The 16,616-nt window shown below is 71.1% G+C and carries 19 protein-coding genes and 1 pseudogene; all 20 read right to left on the bottom strand.

Features of this window, described 5'->3' with window-relative positions; genetic code table 11:
• Positions 1 to 5: 5 nt before the first annotated feature.
• Positions 6 to 329 (bottom strand): annotated as a pseudogene (locus GU927_RS20745) (DUF7742 family protein); the annotation flags it as partial.
• A complete protein-coding gene (locus GU927_RS00225; protein ID WP_161760195.1) occupies positions 236 to 4,114 on the bottom strand; it encodes a baseplate multidomain protein megatron in 3,879 nt (1,292 codons plus the stop codon). The pseudogene GU927_RS20745 and the gene GU927_RS00225, both read right to left, overlap by 94 nt.
• Before the next feature lie 3 nt (positions 4,115 to 4,117).
• Positions 4,118 to 4,552, bottom strand: a complete 435-nt coding sequence (locus tag GU927_RS00230; RefSeq protein ID WP_161760196.1) for a peptidase — start codon at positions 4,550 to 4,552, stop codon at positions 4,118 to 4,120.
• On the bottom strand, positions 4,549 to 5,418 hold the full coding sequence (locus GU927_RS00235; RefSeq protein WP_161760197.1) for a DUF2163 domain-containing protein: 870 nt from the start codon (positions 5,416 to 5,418) through the stop codon (positions 4,549 to 4,551). Before GU927_RS00235 ends, GU927_RS00230 begins: the two co-directional genes overlap by 4 nt.
• Positions 5,415 to 6,047 (bottom strand): DUF2460 domain-containing protein, encoded by a 633-nt coding sequence (locus GU927_RS00240; protein ID WP_161760198.1) that lies wholly within the window; start codon positions 6,045 to 6,047, stop codon positions 5,415 to 5,417. The genes GU927_RS00235 and GU927_RS00240 overlap by 4 nt, the downstream gene beginning before the upstream one ends.
• 9 nt (positions 6,048 to 6,056) lie before the next feature.
• Positions 6,057 to 6,698, bottom strand: a complete 642-nt coding sequence (locus tag GU927_RS00245; protein ID WP_161760199.1) for a phage tail tape measure protein — start codon at positions 6,696 to 6,698, stop codon at positions 6,057 to 6,059.
• Positions 6,688 to 6,885: a rcc01693 family protein gene (locus GU927_RS00250; RefSeq protein ID WP_161760200.1), complete on the bottom strand. Its 198-nt coding sequence runs from the start codon at positions 6,883 to 6,885 to the stop codon at positions 6,688 to 6,690. Before GU927_RS00250 ends, GU927_RS00245 begins: the two co-directional genes overlap by 11 nt.
• Entirely contained in the window at positions 6,882 to 7,205 is a 324-nt protein-coding gene (locus tag GU927_RS00255) for a gene transfer agent family protein (RefSeq protein WP_161760201.1), read from the bottom strand. The genes GU927_RS00250 and GU927_RS00255 overlap by 4 nt, the downstream gene beginning before the upstream one ends.
• Complete coding sequence (locus tag GU927_RS00260) at positions 7,205 to 7,618, bottom strand: phage major tail protein, TP901-1 family (RefSeq protein WP_161760202.1); 414 nt, start codon at positions 7,616 to 7,618, stop codon at positions 7,205 to 7,207. Before GU927_RS00260 ends, GU927_RS00255 begins: the two co-directional genes overlap by 1 nt.
• A 9-nt stretch (positions 7,619 to 7,627) precedes the next feature.
• A complete protein-coding gene (locus GU927_RS00265; RefSeq protein WP_161760203.1) occupies positions 7,628 to 8,026 on the bottom strand; it encodes a DUF3168 domain-containing protein in 399 nt (132 codons plus the stop codon).
• Positions 8,023 to 8,358: a head-tail adaptor protein gene (locus tag GU927_RS00270; protein ID WP_161760204.1), complete on the bottom strand. Its 336-nt coding sequence runs from the start codon at positions 8,356 to 8,358 to the stop codon at positions 8,023 to 8,025. Before GU927_RS00270 ends, GU927_RS00265 begins: the two co-directional genes overlap by 4 nt.
• Complete coding sequence (locus GU927_RS00275) at positions 8,355 to 8,954, bottom strand: head-tail connector protein (protein ID WP_161760205.1); 600 nt, start codon at positions 8,952 to 8,954, stop codon at positions 8,355 to 8,357. Before GU927_RS00275 ends, GU927_RS00270 begins: the two co-directional genes overlap by 4 nt.
• 67 nt (positions 8,955 to 9,021) lie before the next feature.
• Positions 9,022 to 10,215 (bottom strand): phage major capsid protein, encoded by a 1,194-nt coding sequence (locus tag GU927_RS00280; protein WP_232489075.1) that lies wholly within the window; start codon positions 10,213 to 10,215, stop codon positions 9,022 to 9,024.
• A gap of 28 nt (positions 10,216 to 10,243) precedes the next feature.
• The gene (locus GU927_RS00285) at positions 10,244 to 10,771 is read right to left on the bottom strand and encodes an HK97 family phage prohead protease (RefSeq protein ID WP_161760206.1); all 528 of its coding nucleotides are present in this window, start codon (positions 10,769 to 10,771) and stop codon (positions 10,244 to 10,246) included.
• A 2-nt stretch (positions 10,772 to 10,773) separates the two neighbouring features.
• Positions 10,774 to 11,028 (bottom strand): GTA head formation protein, RCAP_rcc01685 family, encoded by a 255-nt coding sequence (locus GU927_RS00290; RefSeq protein WP_161760207.1) that lies wholly within the window; start codon positions 11,026 to 11,028, stop codon positions 10,774 to 10,776.
• Positions 11,025 to 12,197 (bottom strand): phage portal protein, encoded by a 1,173-nt coding sequence (locus GU927_RS00295; RefSeq protein ID WP_161760208.1) that lies wholly within the window; start codon positions 12,195 to 12,197, stop codon positions 11,025 to 11,027. Before GU927_RS00295 ends, GU927_RS00290 begins: the two co-directional genes overlap by 4 nt.
• A gap of 63 nt (positions 12,198 to 12,260) precedes the next feature.
• The gene (locus tag GU927_RS00300; RefSeq protein ID WP_161760209.1) at positions 12,261 to 13,604 is read right to left on the bottom strand and encodes a DNA-packaging protein; all 1,344 of its coding nucleotides are present in this window, start codon (positions 13,602 to 13,604) and stop codon (positions 12,261 to 12,263) included.
• A complete protein-coding gene (locus GU927_RS00305) occupies positions 13,552 to 13,881 on the bottom strand; it encodes a hypothetical protein (RefSeq protein WP_232489076.1) in 330 nt (109 codons plus the stop codon). The genes GU927_RS00300 and GU927_RS00305 overlap by 53 nt, the downstream gene beginning before the upstream one ends.
• Positions 13,882 to 14,063: 182 nt before the next feature.
• The gene (mltG, locus tag GU927_RS00310) at positions 14,064 to 15,239 is read right to left on the bottom strand and encodes an endolytic transglycosylase MltG (protein ID WP_161760210.1); all 1,176 of its coding nucleotides are present in this window, start codon (positions 15,237 to 15,239) and stop codon (positions 14,064 to 14,066) included.
• Positions 15,239 to 16,501: a beta-ketoacyl-ACP synthase II gene (gene fabF / locus GU927_RS00315; protein ID WP_161760211.1), complete on the bottom strand. Its 1,263-nt coding sequence runs from the start codon at positions 16,499 to 16,501 to the stop codon at positions 15,239 to 15,241. The genes mltG and fabF overlap by 1 nt, the downstream gene beginning before the upstream one ends.
• Positions 16,502 to 16,616: the final 115 nt, after the last annotated feature.

The following is a 16,616-nucleotide window of genomic DNA, read 5'->3' on the forward strand; positions in this document are numbered from 1 at the left end:
GCCAGAGCCTGCAGCGCGGGCCTGTCCAGCGGCCGCGACGGCACCCCACCCTCGGCCAGCACCCGCGCCATCAGGCTGCCATTGCCCCAGCGCGGATGCGCCCTGCCGAAACGGCGCATATAGCGGTGGGCGGCGTGGGCCTCGTCCACCCATCGCCCCGCCAGCCGCGCCGGATCGGCCTGCCCCGCCAGACGGTCCGCCGCGACCAGAAGATCGCCCGCCACCACCCGCCGCATCAGAGCGCAAGGTCGCGGAACCGCCCCGCCCCGAAACGCGCCGAAAGCTGCGCCACCCTCAGCACCACCCCCGGCCCATCCGCCGCCCGCCATGCAGCGGGGTAAAGCCAGACCGGAACGGTCGTCTCCACCTCGTGCAGCACGGCACCGCCCCGCTCCAGCCGCAGGACATAGGCTTCGCGCTCCTCGCCCAGCGGAACTTCGGGGGCGGTCCAGCTGTCGCCGTCCACCCGCGTGCGGCGGATCCAGCGGATTTCGGTACCACCCGCCACAGCCCGCGCGCGCAGATGCGCCACCGAATAGGGACGCAGACCGATCCCGTCGAAACTGTCGATCCGTTCCACGACATCGGCATCGTCAAAGCCCTGCGCGGCATCGCCGATCCGCCATGTCCGCTGCAGCCCGCGTTTTTCTGGCGACAGGGAAATCTGGCCGACTGCGGGCGTCATCAGCACCACAAGACTGCCCGCGGGCCAGAGATCGGGCATCCCCGCATCGCTGCCGAACTGTCCGCGCAGACGCATCCCCAGCGCCCATTCCCCCGCTCCCACCGGCTCGGCACCGGCGAACTGGAACAACTCCCACCCCGACGCGCTGCCATCCCCGATGGCCGCCAGATTGGCCCCGTTCAGCACCGCCCGCTCGGCCGCCGCCGATACTGCGCCTGCCGCAAAGCGCACCCGCAGCGCCGGTCCGCGATCCCACAGCCCCGCCCGCGCGGCGGCCAGCGGCTCTTGCGTCTGCCCGATCACCGCCCGCGCGGTGAAGGTGCCGTCCAGCTGGAACCCGGCCCCGCCATCCGACGACCACAGCGCCACCCGCCCCGGCCATGGCTCGGCCGTCACCGCCAGATGCGGCGCGTGCGGCTGCTCCTGCCCCGTCATCAGCGGCAGGTCGAGGAAGACGGGCCAGACCGGACCCGCCGGATCGAAGCGCGCGGCACGGCTGCTCCGCCGCCCCTCGGGGCCGGGCAGATAGACCCCCGGCTCCACCCGCACCGCCTCGACCGCCAGCGCCTCGGCCTGTTCGATGCGGTCGATCCGCCAGCGCCGCCCGTCCAGCAGTGCCACATCCCCCACCGACAGCGGCAGGGCCGACCGGGGCAGGGTCATCCGCAGGCTATCCCGCGACACCCGCACCTCGGTCAGCCAGCGGTCGGCCAGACGCTGCGCCTCGTCCGGCAGCAGGGCGAGCGGCACCTCCTGATCCTGCACCGCGCCAAAGCTTCCCTCGCGCTGCGCCTCGACCACGCTGCGGTCCAGATCACCGCCCGCGTCCAGCGTGACCACCCGCACCCGCGCCGCACCCTCGGCATCCGACCCGCGCAGGGTTTCGGTCACCGCCGCCTCGCCATCCGCCACCAGCCGCGCCCGGTCCAGCACATGGTCGACCCGCGCGGTCCGGTCACGAAAGGCCACCTTGCCCGCGCGCTCGGCCACATCGAACCCCACCGCCAGCATCAGCGGCTGCAGCGCGGCGCGCGCCGTGGCAGGCTCGCCCACCGCAAAGCCGCGCACCAGTCCCGTCAACCCGTCCAGATCCGGCGCGGGCAGCCCCGCGCGCCCCACGATCTCGGCCACCACGGCCCCCACCGGCTGCGCCGTCGCCCGCCCGTTCAGCCAGTGCCCGCGCTCGTAATTCGGCCCGTCCGACCAGACATCCGTCCGCAGCGGAAAGGCCGGATGCGGCCGCGCATCCCACGCCCAGGCATGGGCGCGCGCCATGTCGATCATCGGCCCGCCATAAAGCGGCGAGACGGGATTCACCCCCGCCCTGCCCCAATAGGCGTTGATGGCGCGGAAATACTGCATCTGCGCCAGATCGTCCCGCTGCCCCGTCGAGGCCCGCGGCAGCGCCGATTCCGACGAGACCCCGTCGAAGAACAGGTTGGGCTGGTTTGTCCCGCGGTCGATCGCCGCGCAGCCATATTCGGTGAACCGGATCGGCTTGGACATCGGCACCCAGCCCGTCGGCTGCTCCGACCGCGCGCCGTCGATGCGCGGATGGTGCGGCTGCGCCCACCAGTTCCGCATATCCTTCACGCGCCAGATCCACGGCTCTCCCGCGTCATCCGTGATGGGCTCGCGCCGCTGCGCCGCCTCCCCCTCGACCGAGGAATAGTACCAGTCATAGCCCTCGCCCCCCTCGACCCCGGCCATCAGGTAACGCAGGTCATGGGCCGACCGCGCGGCATCCGCCTGCGCCTCGCTGTCGCGCCAGTCGGTCAGGGGCAGGTAATTGTCGATCCCCACGAAATCCACCGCCGGATGCGACCACAGATCGTCCAGATGGAAATAGCGGTTCCCGTCGCGGGCAAAGCCGGAATACTCGCTCCAGTCCGCCGCATAGCTGATCGCGCAATCCGGACCGAGGATCGCCCGCACCTCCGCCGCCAGCTGGCAGAGCGCCGCCACCGCCGGAAAACTGTCCGCCGCGCCGCGTATCTCGGTCAATCCGCGCAGCTCGGACCCGATGCAAAAGGCATCCACCCCGCCTGCCAGCACGCAAAGATGCGCGTAATGCAGGATGAACCGCCGGAATCCCCAATCCGTCGCGGGACCGCTGTAACTCACCCGCCCGCCACTGCGAGAGAAGTGCCACGGCTGGGCCGCGCCGAAAAAGGCCGCCACCTCCGCCTCTGCCGCCGCCGTCCGGTCCGGCGTCCCCGCCCGTCCCGGCGCGGTGGACAGCGTGATCCGCCCGCGCCACGGCAGCGCAGGCTGTCCTTGCGTGCCCCCGTAGGGATCGGGCAGCGTATTGCCCGCCAGCTGGTCCATCAGGATGAAGGGATAGAACATCACCTCCTGCCCGCCCGCACGGATCGCGCGGATCGCCTCGACCACCGCCGCATCGGCGGGCGTTCCGCCATAGACCGGCCGCCCCTCGCGCTGCGGCACCTCGGCCGCCGCCGATCGCGCGATCCCGCCCGACCGCCACGGCATGTCGCGGCTGTCGCTTGCCCTCTGCTCCACCTTCGGGCGCAGCTTGCACTGCCCGCAGCGCAGATCGTCCCCGAACCACGACACCACCAGCGACACCGACCCGCACTGCGACAGCTCGCGCCGCAACTGGCGCAGCGAGACGGCCAGATCGCTCCCGCCCCCCGCGCTGTGACGGTTGACGGCGCGGCCCGAGGCGAACAGCCCACTGCCCATCCGCACCGTGCGTTCCGCCAGCGTGTATTCCCCCGTTCCCGGGATCAGGGCGACGGCGCGTATCGCCGCGGCAAAGGGTTCCACCTCCTCCGCCAGTGGCCCCTGCGCGGGACGGATCACCTCGAAACTCATCTGCGGCACGCGGTTGCCAAAGGGCGCCAGCGCAAGGTTCTCGAAGACGACATAGGCGGTGCCACGATAGGCGGGCGCGTTTTCAGTGCCCAGCACGGCGGCAATCTTGGGGTCGGGCAGCTGCGTCTCGGAACCGGTATAGACACGCATCTCCAGCTTGGACGTGTCGATCTCGGACCCGTCCGCCCAGACCCGACCGATCCCCGTGATCTCCCCCTCGCACAGGGCGACGGCAAAGCTCACGGCATAGCTGTAGCTGGTGACAGTCGGGCTCGGCGCGCCCTTCCCGCCGCCGCCCGTCGTCGTGACCGTCTCGGTAAAGGGACCGGCCCAGATCACCTGTCCACCCACCCGCATCCGGCCCCAGAGCACCGGCAGCGCCACACCCTCGCCCGACGCCATCACGCGCAGCCGGTCCATCCGGCCCACTTCCACCGGCTCGGACCCCGCCCCCATCAGCCGCGCATCGATCGCACGCCCCAGCGTCGCCCCCACCGCACGCCCGATCACCGCCCCCGACAGCCCCAGCACCGTGCCGCCGAAGCCTCCACCGATGAAGGCACCGACCGCCCCCAGTAGGATCGTCGCCATCGCTCACTCCTGAATCGGAAAGGAATAGCGCGCCACGATCCGGCGCGCCCATGGGGCCGAAAGGGGGCTCTCCACCACCCCGTGGCCGTTATAGGCGTGAATGAACGTCTCCATCCCGTCGCGCCGCGCCGATATGCCCAGATGCTTTGCCACGGCATCGGACCGCATCCGGAACAGCAGCGCCTGCCCCTCGCCCTCCTGCCCCGCCGGAACCGGCCGCAGCCAGCGCGCGGCGGCCTGCGCCAGAACCTCGGCCCGCGCCGCCTCGTCCCAGTCGGCGGTATAGGGCGGCACGGGTTCGGGCTCGGGCCCCACGACCTCGCGCCAGACCCCGCGCAACAGGCCCAGACAATCTGTCCCGACGCCCCTGACGCTCGCCTGATGCAGATAGGGCGTCCCGATCCAGCCCCGCGCGGCCGTGACGACCCGCGCGCTCATCCGCCCCTCCCCGCCGCCACCTCGCGCGGGGGCGAGGCGACGATCCAGTCCTCGCGCGGCACATCGGGAAAGCCGCGGAAATTGGCAAAATTGGCGAATTTCGTCCGGCAGGTCGCCGCCGTCCGGTCACATCCCGCCCGCAGATCGACCGCGTCGCCCACCGCAGGCAGCGCGCCGGGTTCCTGCCACAGCTCGATCTCGCGCCCCTCGGGGCCGAAGCGGTCGGTCTTGATGTCGCCAGACAGCCCCGCCGCCGCGCCACCCGTGAACCGGCACCGCCCCCGCGCGAAGAACCCCGCCGCAAAGCCCGCCCCCCCCGCCACCACAAGCACCCGCCGCTCGCGGAGCGCCACGATGCGATAGGCCCCGCCATAGTCGGCACCCTCCAGCGCAACGCCACAGCGCGCATCGCCCAGAACCGCGTCGCAGGCGGACTGGATCACCCGCCCCTGCACACGGTTCAGGCCATCCGTCAGGCCGCGCAGCTCGGCGCGGAAGGCCCCGTCGCTTTCCGCCACCTCGCCGATGCTTCCGGCAAAGCGCAGCATCCGCTGCTCCGGATCGGCCCAGTTGACCAGCCACATCGTCACCGCTGCCCCGTCGAAACGCCCCGCCCGCAGATCCGCCTCCGCGATCCCCTCGTCCGACAGCGCGCCCGCCGCCTCGGAATTGTCCACCGCCAGCCCCGCCACCTGTTGCAGCGCCCGCGCCGTCAGTCCCGTGCCCGCGCGGAACACGACGCCCCCGAAGGCCAGATCGCGGTCATGATCGGTGAACCCCATCCGGACCCCGTCCCGCCGCACCACCTCCCAGCAGAAGCAGGTCGTCGTGACCCCGCCCGCCAGATGCTCTACCAGCCCGCTCAAATCCGCACCTCCACCACCGGCACCGACGGCACCTCGCCCGCCTGAAAGGACGCCACCGACACGGCGATCCGGTCCGTGTCGAACCGCACCGGCACGTCGAATTCGAACCCCGCCGTGATCACCGTCCCCAGATCGGGCGCCAGCGCAAAGCGCACCACCCCTGCCGCTGTATCCAGCGTGTAATCCACCGTCTCGACCTGCGGATCGCCCGACAGCGCCACCAGCACCGTCCCCGCCACCGGCTTCAGGATCGGGCGGCGATAGGCATTGCCGTCCGGGTCATAGGTCTTGGCCAGCGCGAACTCCCGCGTCTCGCCATCCCCCGTCCCCAGCACCTGATCCAGCGCCGACACCGTCCCCGAAGGCCGGCACGACTTGAAATCCGCCCAGTCCTTCCAGCGGAACCCGTAAAGCTGCCCCCGCCGCGCCTCGAAGAACGCGACCAGCGCCGCCACATCGTCCAGCGACCGCAACCCCAGCCCCGCGTCATAGCGCCGCCGCGACTGCGCCCATGGCGTGTTGCGCTCCTCGAACCCGTTGGCCAGCGTGACGATCTCGGTCCGCCGCTCCGGCCCGCCGGTCGACCCGAAACTCAGGTTCGCCGGAAACCGCACCTCATGAAACGCCATGCCCCGCCCTCACCTGTTCCGCTGCCCGCGCGCCAGCGCCCGCGACGCCTGCGCCGCGATCTGGCTCTGGCTGCGCTGGAATCCCTGCACATCCGGCGTGGTGATGTTCATCACCACCGTCACCGGCCGCCCTGCGCCGCCGCCCGCCTGCACGCCCAGCCGCCCGTCCGCGCCCCGCGCCAGCGGCAAGATCGCCTCGGGCCCCGCCTCGCCCATCAGCCCGATCCCGCCCCGCATGGGAAAGGTGACCGGAGAGCTGACCACGCCCCCCTTGGCAAAGGGCATCACCCGCCCCGCCGAGAAAGTCCCCCCCTTGGCAAAGGGCAGCACCCCCGACAGCATCGCGTTGATCCCCTCGGCCAGCGCGCCGCCCACCGCATTCTGCACAGGCCGCATGGCGACGTTGTAGACCGCCCCCACCATCGACTGCGCCACGCCCTTCAAAGCATCCGACAGCCGCATCCCGTCGAACACCACCCCGTCAAAGGCCCGCCGCAGCCCCGTTCCCAAGGCCCCCGACAGGCTCGACACCTCGCGCCCCGTGAACAGCATCGTCTGCCCCAGCCGCGCCAGTTCCTGCTCGAAGGCCACCGTCACCGGCACCGCCCCCTCCAGCCGCGCCTCCAGCGCCGCCAGCCCGTCATTCTCCATCCGCCCTCTCCCTGTCCGGAAACGCCGCCGCCAGTTCCTCCAGCCGCGCGCGCGACAGGGGCGGCACCAAGGCCGCCCCCATCCCCATCATCAGCCGCAACTCCGCAGGCGTCAGCGCCCAGAACTCCGCAGGCCGCAACCGCAGCCCCCCGATCCCCGCCCGCATCAGCCCCGCCCAATCCATCATGCCCCCTCGCCCGGCATCGCGAAGGCCCGCGCCAGCAACTCCGCCGCCGCCCGCGCCGCGCCCACGGGGCCGCCGCCGATCTCCACCGTCACCAGATCGCCCGCACCGCCCCGCCAGCCGCCCCCGCGCAACCCCGCCACCAGCAGCGCCAGCACGTCGCGGCTGGAAAACCGCCCAGCCTCGAACCGCGCCACCAGCTCCATCAGCGACCCCTCGCCCAAAAGCGCCTCCAGCTCGGCGAGCGCCCCCAGCGTCAACTTCGCGCGGTGCGGAACCCCGTCCAGCACCACCTCCACCTCGCCCGCAAAAGGGTTCGCCATCACAGCGCCGTAAAGGTCAAAGCCCCGGCCGAGGCCAGCGTCAGCTCGTAACTCGCCTCGCCATTGAAACTCCCCGCATATTCGATCGCGGTGATCTGGAACGGCCCCTCCACCACGCCGAAATCGGGGATGATGACCTGGAATTCGGGCATCTCGCCGTCAAAGAAGATCTGCCGCGCGCGTTCATCCGTGCCCGCATCGCGGAACACCCCCGCCCCGCTCACCTGCGCCGACCGCACGCCCGCGCCCGCCAGCAGCTCGCGCCACCCCCCCGCACTTTCCAGCGAGGTCACATCCACCGTCTCGGCGTTAAAGCTGATGCGCGTCGCGCGCAGCCCCGCCACCGTCTCGAACTGCCCGTCCCCCGTCAGATCGACCTTCAGCAACAGGTCCTTGCCATTCTGAACCGCCATCGCGCCCTCCTAGAAATCCACCCGCACGCGGAACGCCAGATCGATCCGCCGCACCGCCCCGTCCTCCAGCCGCCGCGCGACCGCCTTCTGGAAGGCCACGCCCACCACCCGCCCCGCAGGCGCGGGCAGCGAAAGCCCCTCCATCGCGTCGCAGACCGCCGCCGCCGCCGCCTTGGCCGCCAGAAACCCCGCCGCGTCCGACAGGACCGACACATCCACCCGATGCGCCACCCCCGCCCCCGTCGCATCGGATGCATCCCGCGCCTCCTCCGGTCCGATCAGGACGAAGGTTCCCGTCCCGCCCCCCGTCGGCACCGCATCCACCACAGGCACGCCCGCCAGATCGGGATGCCCCGCCAGCGCGGCATGCACCGCCGCCTGCACCGCCCCCGCCGCCCGATAGCTCATCCCGTCACCTCCTCGGCGGAACACAAGAGATGCCGCCCCGTCCCGTCGCTCTCGGTCACAGCCAGCACGCGGAACACCCGCGCCCCATCGCGGAACCGCTGCCCCGCCACGGGCCGCAGCGCATGCCCCTGCGCCAGCCCCCGCACCACGATCCGCAACGCCTGGACCGAGGCTGCCGCCCCCATCCCCGCCGCCTCGCGCCCCGCCCCGGGCCGCACATGTGCCCAGAGCGTGCCGCGCGGAACCCATGTCTCCACCCAGCCGCCCGCCCCGTCGCCCGCGCGCTCCATCGCCTCCAGAACCAGCGGACGGTCCAGCCGCGGCCCGCTCATGCGCCACCCCCGCCCAGCAGACGCACCGTCCGCCACCGCCCGATCAGCGCCAGCACCGAGGCAGGCATCCCGCCCCGCCCGTCGCCCGGATCGTGCCGGTTCTCGTAGAACTCGGCGGCCAGCAGCAGCACCGCCTGCGCCAGATCGTCCGGCACATCCTCCCACAGGGCGGCGAACCCCGCCGTCAGCCCGATCTCCACATGCCCGCCCGCAGGGATCGCGGGCAGCGCGCCCGCCACCGCCACCAGCCTTGGCCGATGCGCATCGGGCACCAGTGCAAAGCGCCCCGCCTCCGCGACCACCCGCGCGCCATCGGCGCCGATCACCGCCACCTCGCCCAGCACCGCCACCGGCGCCACGGGCAGCGGCTGCACCCCCGCCTCGCGCCAGCGTTCCAGCCGCAGCCGGAACCCCCGCCGGATCAGCGCCTTTCCCGTCCGCGCCTCGATCGCCGCCATCGCCGCGCGCAGGTGGCTTGCCAGCAACCCCGCCTGCAACCCCTCGGGTTCAAAGGCCGTCCCCAGCCGCAGATGCCCCGCCAGCGCCGCCACCGGCAGCACCGCATCCGGCACCGCCCCGACCTCTTCCAACACCATCACCGCCTCCGCACCGACACCCGCGAAAAAACCGGGCCGGCCCCCTGCGGGACCGGCCCCACACCGCTTACGACACCGCGAATTTCAACAGCTTGATCGCCGCATAGTCGGTCACGTCGCCCCCCACGCGCTTGGACGCATAGAACAGGACATGCGGCTTGGCACTGAACGGATCGCGCAGGATGCGCAGGTCGGGACGTTCCGCGATGGTGTAACCCGCGCGGAAATCGCCGAAGGCGATGGCATGGGCATTGGCGGCGATATCCGGCATGTCCTCGCAGACCAGCACCGGATAGCCCATCAACCGCGCAGGCTCCCCCGCCGCCAGCCCGTCCGACCACAGGAAGCGCCCGTCGGCATCCTTCATCTTCCGCACCGCGCCGGCGGTCTTGGAATTCATCACGAAGGACGCGTTGGCGCGGTATTCCGCCCCCAGCGCATAGACGAGGTTGATGATGCAATCCGCCGGATTGGTCGTCGCGAAATCCGACGCCGCCCCCGACGGGACATAGCCCAGACTGCCCCACGCCCAGGTCGCATTCGCCACCTTCGGCACCGTCAGGAACCCGCGCGGCTTGTCCACGCCATCCCCGCTGACGAAGGCCGCCGATTCCGCGCGCAGGAACCGCGTCGCGATCTTGCCCGCAAGCCAGCCCTCCACGTCGAAGGCGCTGTCATCCAGCAGGCGCTGGCTCGCCTTCGGCATGGCCGACAGCTCGTGCAGCGCGATCGACACGCGCTCCAGCAGCGGCGTCGCCGTCTCGGCCTGCGCCCCCGTCTCGGTCGCCCAGCCCGACCCGACCTCGGACCGGTCCACCAGCACGTCGAAGGACGCCGCCTCCACCTGCACCACCTGCGCGATGGCGCGCAGCGACGCGGTCGAGACCAGCATGGACTTCACCGTCTCGGCCGTCTGCGGATCGACCAGATAGCCGCCATCCGCCGCGACCGAAGACGTCATCGCCTTCCCCTCCAGCACCAGCCCGCGCAGCCCGTCATCATCGCCCGTCCGCAGATAGGCGCCAAAGGCCCTGCGATGGGGCACCCCCACCTCGGCCGCCTGCGACAGGGGCGGACGCCCGTAACCCGTCATCTTCCGGTCCAGCATCACCACACGCTCTTCCTGCTGTTTCACCAAAGCCTTCACCTCGCCCTGGAACTCCCTGACCTCGCCCAGAAATCCCTCCAGCGCGTCCTTCACGTCCAACGCCGCCGCCATCCCGTCCGGGTCCATCCCGGCGGGTCCGTTCCGCTCGTCCATGCCGTATCCTTCCCTCAAAGACGCGGGATCACCGCGCCGCCAAACCGGCCCGCGCCGCACGCAGCGCCGCCGCCACCTCGCGCAGGGGATGCGCCCCCTTCGCCGCCACCCGCGCCTCGGGCAGCATGGGGAATGTCACCAAGGACACCTCCCACAGATCGACCTCGGCCAGCAGCCGCCGCCCCCGCCCGTCCCGCTCGGCCCTGACCGTGCGATAGCCGATCGACAACCCGTCGATCGCCCCCGCCGCCAGCAGCTCCGCCGCCTCGCGACCGCGCGCCAGTCCGGTCAGCAACCGCCCCGACACCCGCAGCCCGCGCGCATCCTCCACCACCTCGTCCCAGACCCCGATGGGCTGGGCCGGGTCATGCTGCCACAGCATCTTCACCCGCCGCCCCGCCGCCGCCAGCCGCGCCAGCGACGCGCCATAGGCCCCCGCCAGCACCACATCCCCGCCCTGATCCGCTACCCCGAAGACCGAGGCATAGCCCGCCACCCGCGCGCCCTCGACCACCAGCCCGCCCTCGCCTGCGGTGAACTTCCGCTCCAGTCCCATCCTCATCTCCCCATCGCCGCCGACAGCACCGCCTCCGCCCCCTGCGCCAGCAGGAAGGCCGCCACCCCGTAGACCATCACCCAGATCCGCCGCTCCAGCCGCTCCAGCGACCCTTCGATATGGGCCAGCCGGTAATCCAGCGCGGCCCAGCGTTCCTCGGCCACCCGCTCGTTCGCCTCGATCCGCGCGGCGGCGGCGTCGAAACTGTCGAACAGGAACCGCGACCCGCCCGCAGGGCGCGGGGACCGCCCGCTCATTCCGCCTCGACCGGCGGCAGACCCAGCGCCCGCCGCTTCTCTGCCGCCGTCAGGAAATCCGCCGCCGCCACCCGCGCCCAGGCCGCATCCCGCTCCACCGCCAGCGCGGGGATCAGGTCCAGATCGGGCCGCATCTCCACCGCCTCGCCCGTGAACCCCGCCAGCCAATGCGACACCGCCGCCAGCACCCGCCCCGCCAGCGGCAGCACCGTCAGCCGGTAGAACGCCCGGTTCGCCTCGGCATAATTGGCATAGGTCGCATCCCCCGGTATCCCTAGCATCATCGGCGGCACGCCGAAGGCCGTGGCGATCTCGCGCGCCGCCGCCTCCTTGGTCTTCTGGAATTCCATGTCGCTGGGCGAAAACCCCATCGGCTTCCAGTCCAGCCCCCCTTCCAGAAGCATCGGCCGCCCCGCATTGCGCGCGCCCTGATGATGCGCCTCCATCTCGGCCACCAGCCGCTCGTACTGGTCCTCGCTCAGCCCCTGCCCGTCCGCGCCGCGATAGACGATCGCCCCCGAAGGCCGCGCCGCATTGTCCAGAAGAGCCTTTGACCACGCACTCGCGCTGTTATGCACGTCGATCGCCACCGCCGCCGCCTGCAGGGGCGAAAACCCGTAATGGTCGTCCTGCGGGTGGAAACTGCGGATATGGCAGACCGGCACCACCCCGCCGCCCAGCGTGAAACGGTGCGTCCGCCCCCCCACCGAATAGTCATACCCCACCGGCCAGCCATCCGCGCCGGGCACCACCGCCATCCGGTCCGACCGTAGCACGTGCAACTCCGACGGCAGCGCGCCCTCCCCCGGCACCGCCTCCAGATAGGCATTCCCCGTCAGCAGGATCTGCCCATAGACCGCCTCCAGCAGCTCCGCCCGCCCCTGCGCCGGATTGGGCCGCGCCAGCAGCGCCGCCAGCGGATGCACGTCATAGCGCCGCTCGGCATCCTGCACGACCACGGGCAGCGCCGCCGCCGCCTCCGCGATCAGCCGCACCGCGCGGAACCCCACGGGATTGCCCATGAACCCCGTGCGCCCCAGCGATCCCGTATCCCGCGCCGACCAGGCCACGCGCCCCGACGTGCCCCAGGCGATCACGCGCCCCGCCGCACTCGCCTTGCGCTCCACCGCTGCCACCTCGGGCGCCTTCCTCAGAAACCGCAACACCATGCACGCCTCCACCCTCCGGCCCGCCACAGGCGTCCGGTTCCCCGTCCAAATCCGTCGAAAAGCCTACAGCGACCGCACCTGCGGCCGCCGCCAGCGGCCCGCCCGATCCAGCATCAGATCGGTCAAGGCCCAGACCAGCGCATCCACGCGGTCGGGCGATCCGCGCCCGACATAGCCGCCCCGCGTCATCTGCCCCATCTGCGCCTCCAGCCGGCCCAGACCCGCCAGATGCGCCACCCGCCCCTGCTCGTAAAGCGCGGCAACGGGTTCGGCGCGCACCGATTTTCCCTTGCTCGCCCGCACCATCTTCAACGGCAGGAACGCGTCCTGCTGGCGGATCACGGCGGCGACCAGATCGCCGCCCATGTTCACCTCGGCCACCATCCGGTCCGCGCCATGGCGGCGGAAGGCATCGACGGCCACCGCCGCCCATTCCGCCGCCCCCTTGCCCTGGACGCTCGCATCCTCGATCACCACCGCCCGCCATTCCTGCGGCGGCCCCTCCAGACAGGCGCCCACGACAAGGATGCCGCATTCATCCGCCGCGGCCCCCGCACTGGCGGGCGGGTCCACGGCGACGACCACCTCGGTCAACCCTTCGGCCTTGCCACCCTGCGCCCGCGCGATCACCTCGCGGCTCCACAGCGCGCCTTCGGCATCCTCGACCAGCAGCCCCTCCAGCTCCTCCATCCCCTGCCGCGTGCCGCCATAGCGCGCCTCCATCTCGTGCAGGAAGGACGCCGCCAGATTGGCCTTGTTCGCCTCAGTCGGGGCATGGCTGACGACGGTCGACGGGTTCTTCAGCACCGCCTTCAGAACCGCCACATTGCGCGGCGTCGTCGTCACCACCGCCTGCGGCAGCGGCCCCAGCCGCAGTGCGAACTGCAGCATGTCCCAGGTCTCCTGCGCCTTGGGCCACTTGGCCAGCTCATCCGCCCAGGCCGCATCGAATTGCGGCCCGCGCAGGCTGTCGGGATCATGCGCCGACACCACCTGCGCCACCGCACCATTGGGCCAGAGCAGCCGCTTGCGCCCCGCCTCCCACACCGGCCTCCGGTCGGGCGGCGCGCAGGCCATGATCCCGCTCTCGCCAAAGACCATCACCTCGCGCACCTGATCCACCGTCTCGCCCACCAGCGCCACCCGCCGCGCGCGCCCCGCATCCGCAGGCCCCGCGCCCTCGACCTGCGCGCGCACCCATTCCGCGCCCGCCCGCGTCTTGCCCGCGCCCCGCCCGCCCATCACCACCCATGTCCGCCACGCCCCGTCGGGGGCGATCTGGTGCGGCAGCGCCCAGAACTCGAACAGCCAGGGCAGCGCCAGAAAGGCCCCGTCGCTCAACCCCGACAGGAACTCATGCACCGTCTCCGGCGTCGCGGAGGCGAGCCAGACGGCGCCCGATCTCATCGCGCGCAGCGTCGAGGTCGAGAGCACGCTCTCCGACGACGCCGGCAACTTCACTGCGAAGCCTGTCAACTTTCACCCTCTCGTCCATCAGCACCATCAGCGCGGCCTGCAACTCGCGCACGGCCTGCACCGTCCGCTGCGGCCCGTCCGCATGGTTCGCCCTCAGCCGACCGATCGCCAGCGCCACCTCCTCGGCGGCCCGCTCGAACACCCGCAACGCCCGCTCCAGGATTTCCGCCTGCGTCGGGGGCGCCGGTCCCCCTTCCCTGTCCCGCATAGAACTCCGCCCCCTGCCAACCCGAACGGCGGAAAAGGCAAAAGCGGCGAGGGGTGTCACCCCTGCCGCTTGCCCACCTGTTCCATCATGTCACAAGTCCTACACCGGACCGGACGCCAAAGTCAAGGAAATTCACCCGCCAAATCAAAGACTTGCCGCGCGCCGCCTTAACCTTTCGTCAATCAGTCCTGCACACCGCCCGCGCCATCCTCGCCCTGCTGCCGCTCGATCTCGCGCCAGCGCGCCACGTTCTCGTTATGCTCGGCCAGAGTGCGGGCAAAGGCATGGCCCCCGCTGCCATCCGCCACGAAATACAACAGGTCCGTCGTCTCGGGGTTCAGCGCCGCCTCGATGGACAGCCGCCCGGGATTGGCAATCGGCGTCGGCGGCATCCCGTCGATGACATAGGTGTTATAGGGCGTCTCGCGGCGCAGCTCGCTCTGCCGCAGCCCGCGCCCCAGCACGCCCTCGCCCTTGGTAATGCCATAGATCACCGTCGGGTCCGTCTGCAGCCGCATCCCCTGCGCCAGACGGTTGATGAACACGCTCGCCACACGCTTGCGTTCCTCGGCGATCCCCGTCTCCTTCTCGACGATCGACGCCATGATCAGCGCCTCCTCCGGCGTCTCGTAAGGCAGCCCCTCGGCCCGCGCCGCCCAAAGCTCGGCCAAGGTCGCCGCCTGCCGCTCGGCCATCTGGCCCAGCAGCGCCGCACGGTCCGCGCCCCGCTCCACCTCGTAACTGTCCGGCGCCAGCGACCCCTCGGGCGGCACCTCTGCGATCTCGCCCGTCAGGAACTCAGCCCGCCGCAGCGAATCCACCACCTGCCAGCTTGTCACCCCTTCGGCCAGCGTCACCCGCCAGCGGATATCATCCGCCTCGGCCACATCCAGATATTCCGCAGGCACCGCCTCGGCGGCGGGATCGAACTTCACCACATCGACATAGCGGTTGGTCTCGGGGTCCAGCTCGCGCAGCACCACCTCGGCACTCGCCACCGAAATGCGGTAATTCACCTCGCGGCCACAGGTCGACTGCCCGCCCACCGTCACGCTTTCCAGCACCTGCGCCATCGACTGGCCGGGCATGACAAGGTACGAGCCGAATTTCAACCCGTCCGCCTTGCCGGAATACTCCGCCCCGATCCGGAAGATGCGCGCATCACTGACCGCGCCCTGCTCCTCCAGCGCGCGGCTCACCGCCGACAGCGACGCCCCCCGCTCCACGCGGAAACAGATCGCCTGCGTCAACGGCCCCGGCCCCGTGAACTGCTCGCGCCCCCAGGCCAGCAGGCCCGCCGCCGCGACCAGCAGAACGATGAACAGCGTCAGCGCGTTCGAGGCGACCGACCGCCACATCAGCCCGCCACCTTGCCCAGCACGAGGCTCGCATTCGTCCCGCCAAAGCCGAAGGAATTGGACAGCGCCACGTCGATCTTCCGCTTCACCGCCTTGTTCGGCGCAAGGTCCAGCTTCGGCTGCACCGCCGGATTGTCCAGATTGATCGTCGGCGGCGCGATCTGGTCACGGATCGCCAGCACGCAGAAGATCGCCTCCACCGCGCCCGCCGCGCCCAGAAGATGCCCGATGGACGACTTGGTCGACGACATGGTGGCCTTGCCCGCCGCATCCCCCATCAGCCGCTCCACCGCGCCCAGCTCGATGGTATCCGCCATGGTGCTCGTGCCATGCGCGTTGATGTAATCGATATCCGAAGGTTGCAGCCCCGCCCGCTTCAGCGCGGCAGACATCGACCGGAAGCCCCCGTCGCCATCCTCGGACGGCGCCGTGATGTGATAGGCATCGCCCGACAGGCCATAGCCCAGCACTTCAGCGTAAATCTTCGCGCCCCGCGCCTTGGCGTGCTCGTATTCCTCCAGCACGACCACACCCGCGCCCTCGCCCATGACGAACCCGTCGCGGTCCGCGTCGTAGGGACGGCTTGCCTTGGCCGGATCATCCGCCCGCTTGGTCGACAGCGCCTTGCAGGCGTTGAACCCCGCAATCCCGATCTCGCTGATGGGGCTTTCCGCTCCGCCCGCGACCATCACATCCGCATCGCCCCACTGGATCAGCCGCGCCGCGTCGCCAATGGCATGGGCCCCCGTGGAACAGGCCGTCACCACCGCATGGTTCGGCCCCTTGAAGCCGAACCGGATCGACACCTGCCCCGAGATCAGGTTGATCAGCGCGCCGGGGATGAAGAAGGGCGACACCCGCTTCGGCCCCTTCTCCTTGATCAGCACCGCCGTCTCGGCGATCGAGGTCAACCCCCCGATCCCCGACCCGATCATCACGCCCGTGCGCAACCGGCCTTCCTCGTCCTCTGGCATCCAGCCCGAATCCCGCACCGCCTGCTCGGCCGCGGCCATGCCATAGAGGATGAAGTCATCCACCTTGCGGCGATCCTTGGGCTCCATCCAGTCATCGGGATTGAAGGTGCCGTCGCTGCCATCCCCGAACGGGATCTCGCAGGCATATTGCGTCACGACATTGGACGCATCAAAGCGCGTGATCGGCCCCGCGCCGGATTTCCCCGCCAGCAGACGGCTCCAGGTTTCCTCCACCCCGCAAGCCAGCGGCGTGACCATCCCCAGACCCGTGACAACGACCCGACGCATTCCGTCCTCCGCGCAAGTGGCATATCCAGTCGCGTGATACACGCCCCCCCGTGCCCGCGCAACATGGCGCCCCCCTGAGCGGCACGCCGAACGGCATTCCCGCCCACAACCCGCG

Origin of the sequence: Paragemmobacter amnigenus, from assembly GCF_009908265.2 — a bacterium.
In the GTDB taxonomy this organism is placed as follows: Bacteria; Pseudomonadota; Alphaproteobacteria; order Rhodobacterales; family Rhodobacteraceae; genus Paragemmobacter; species Paragemmobacter amnigenus.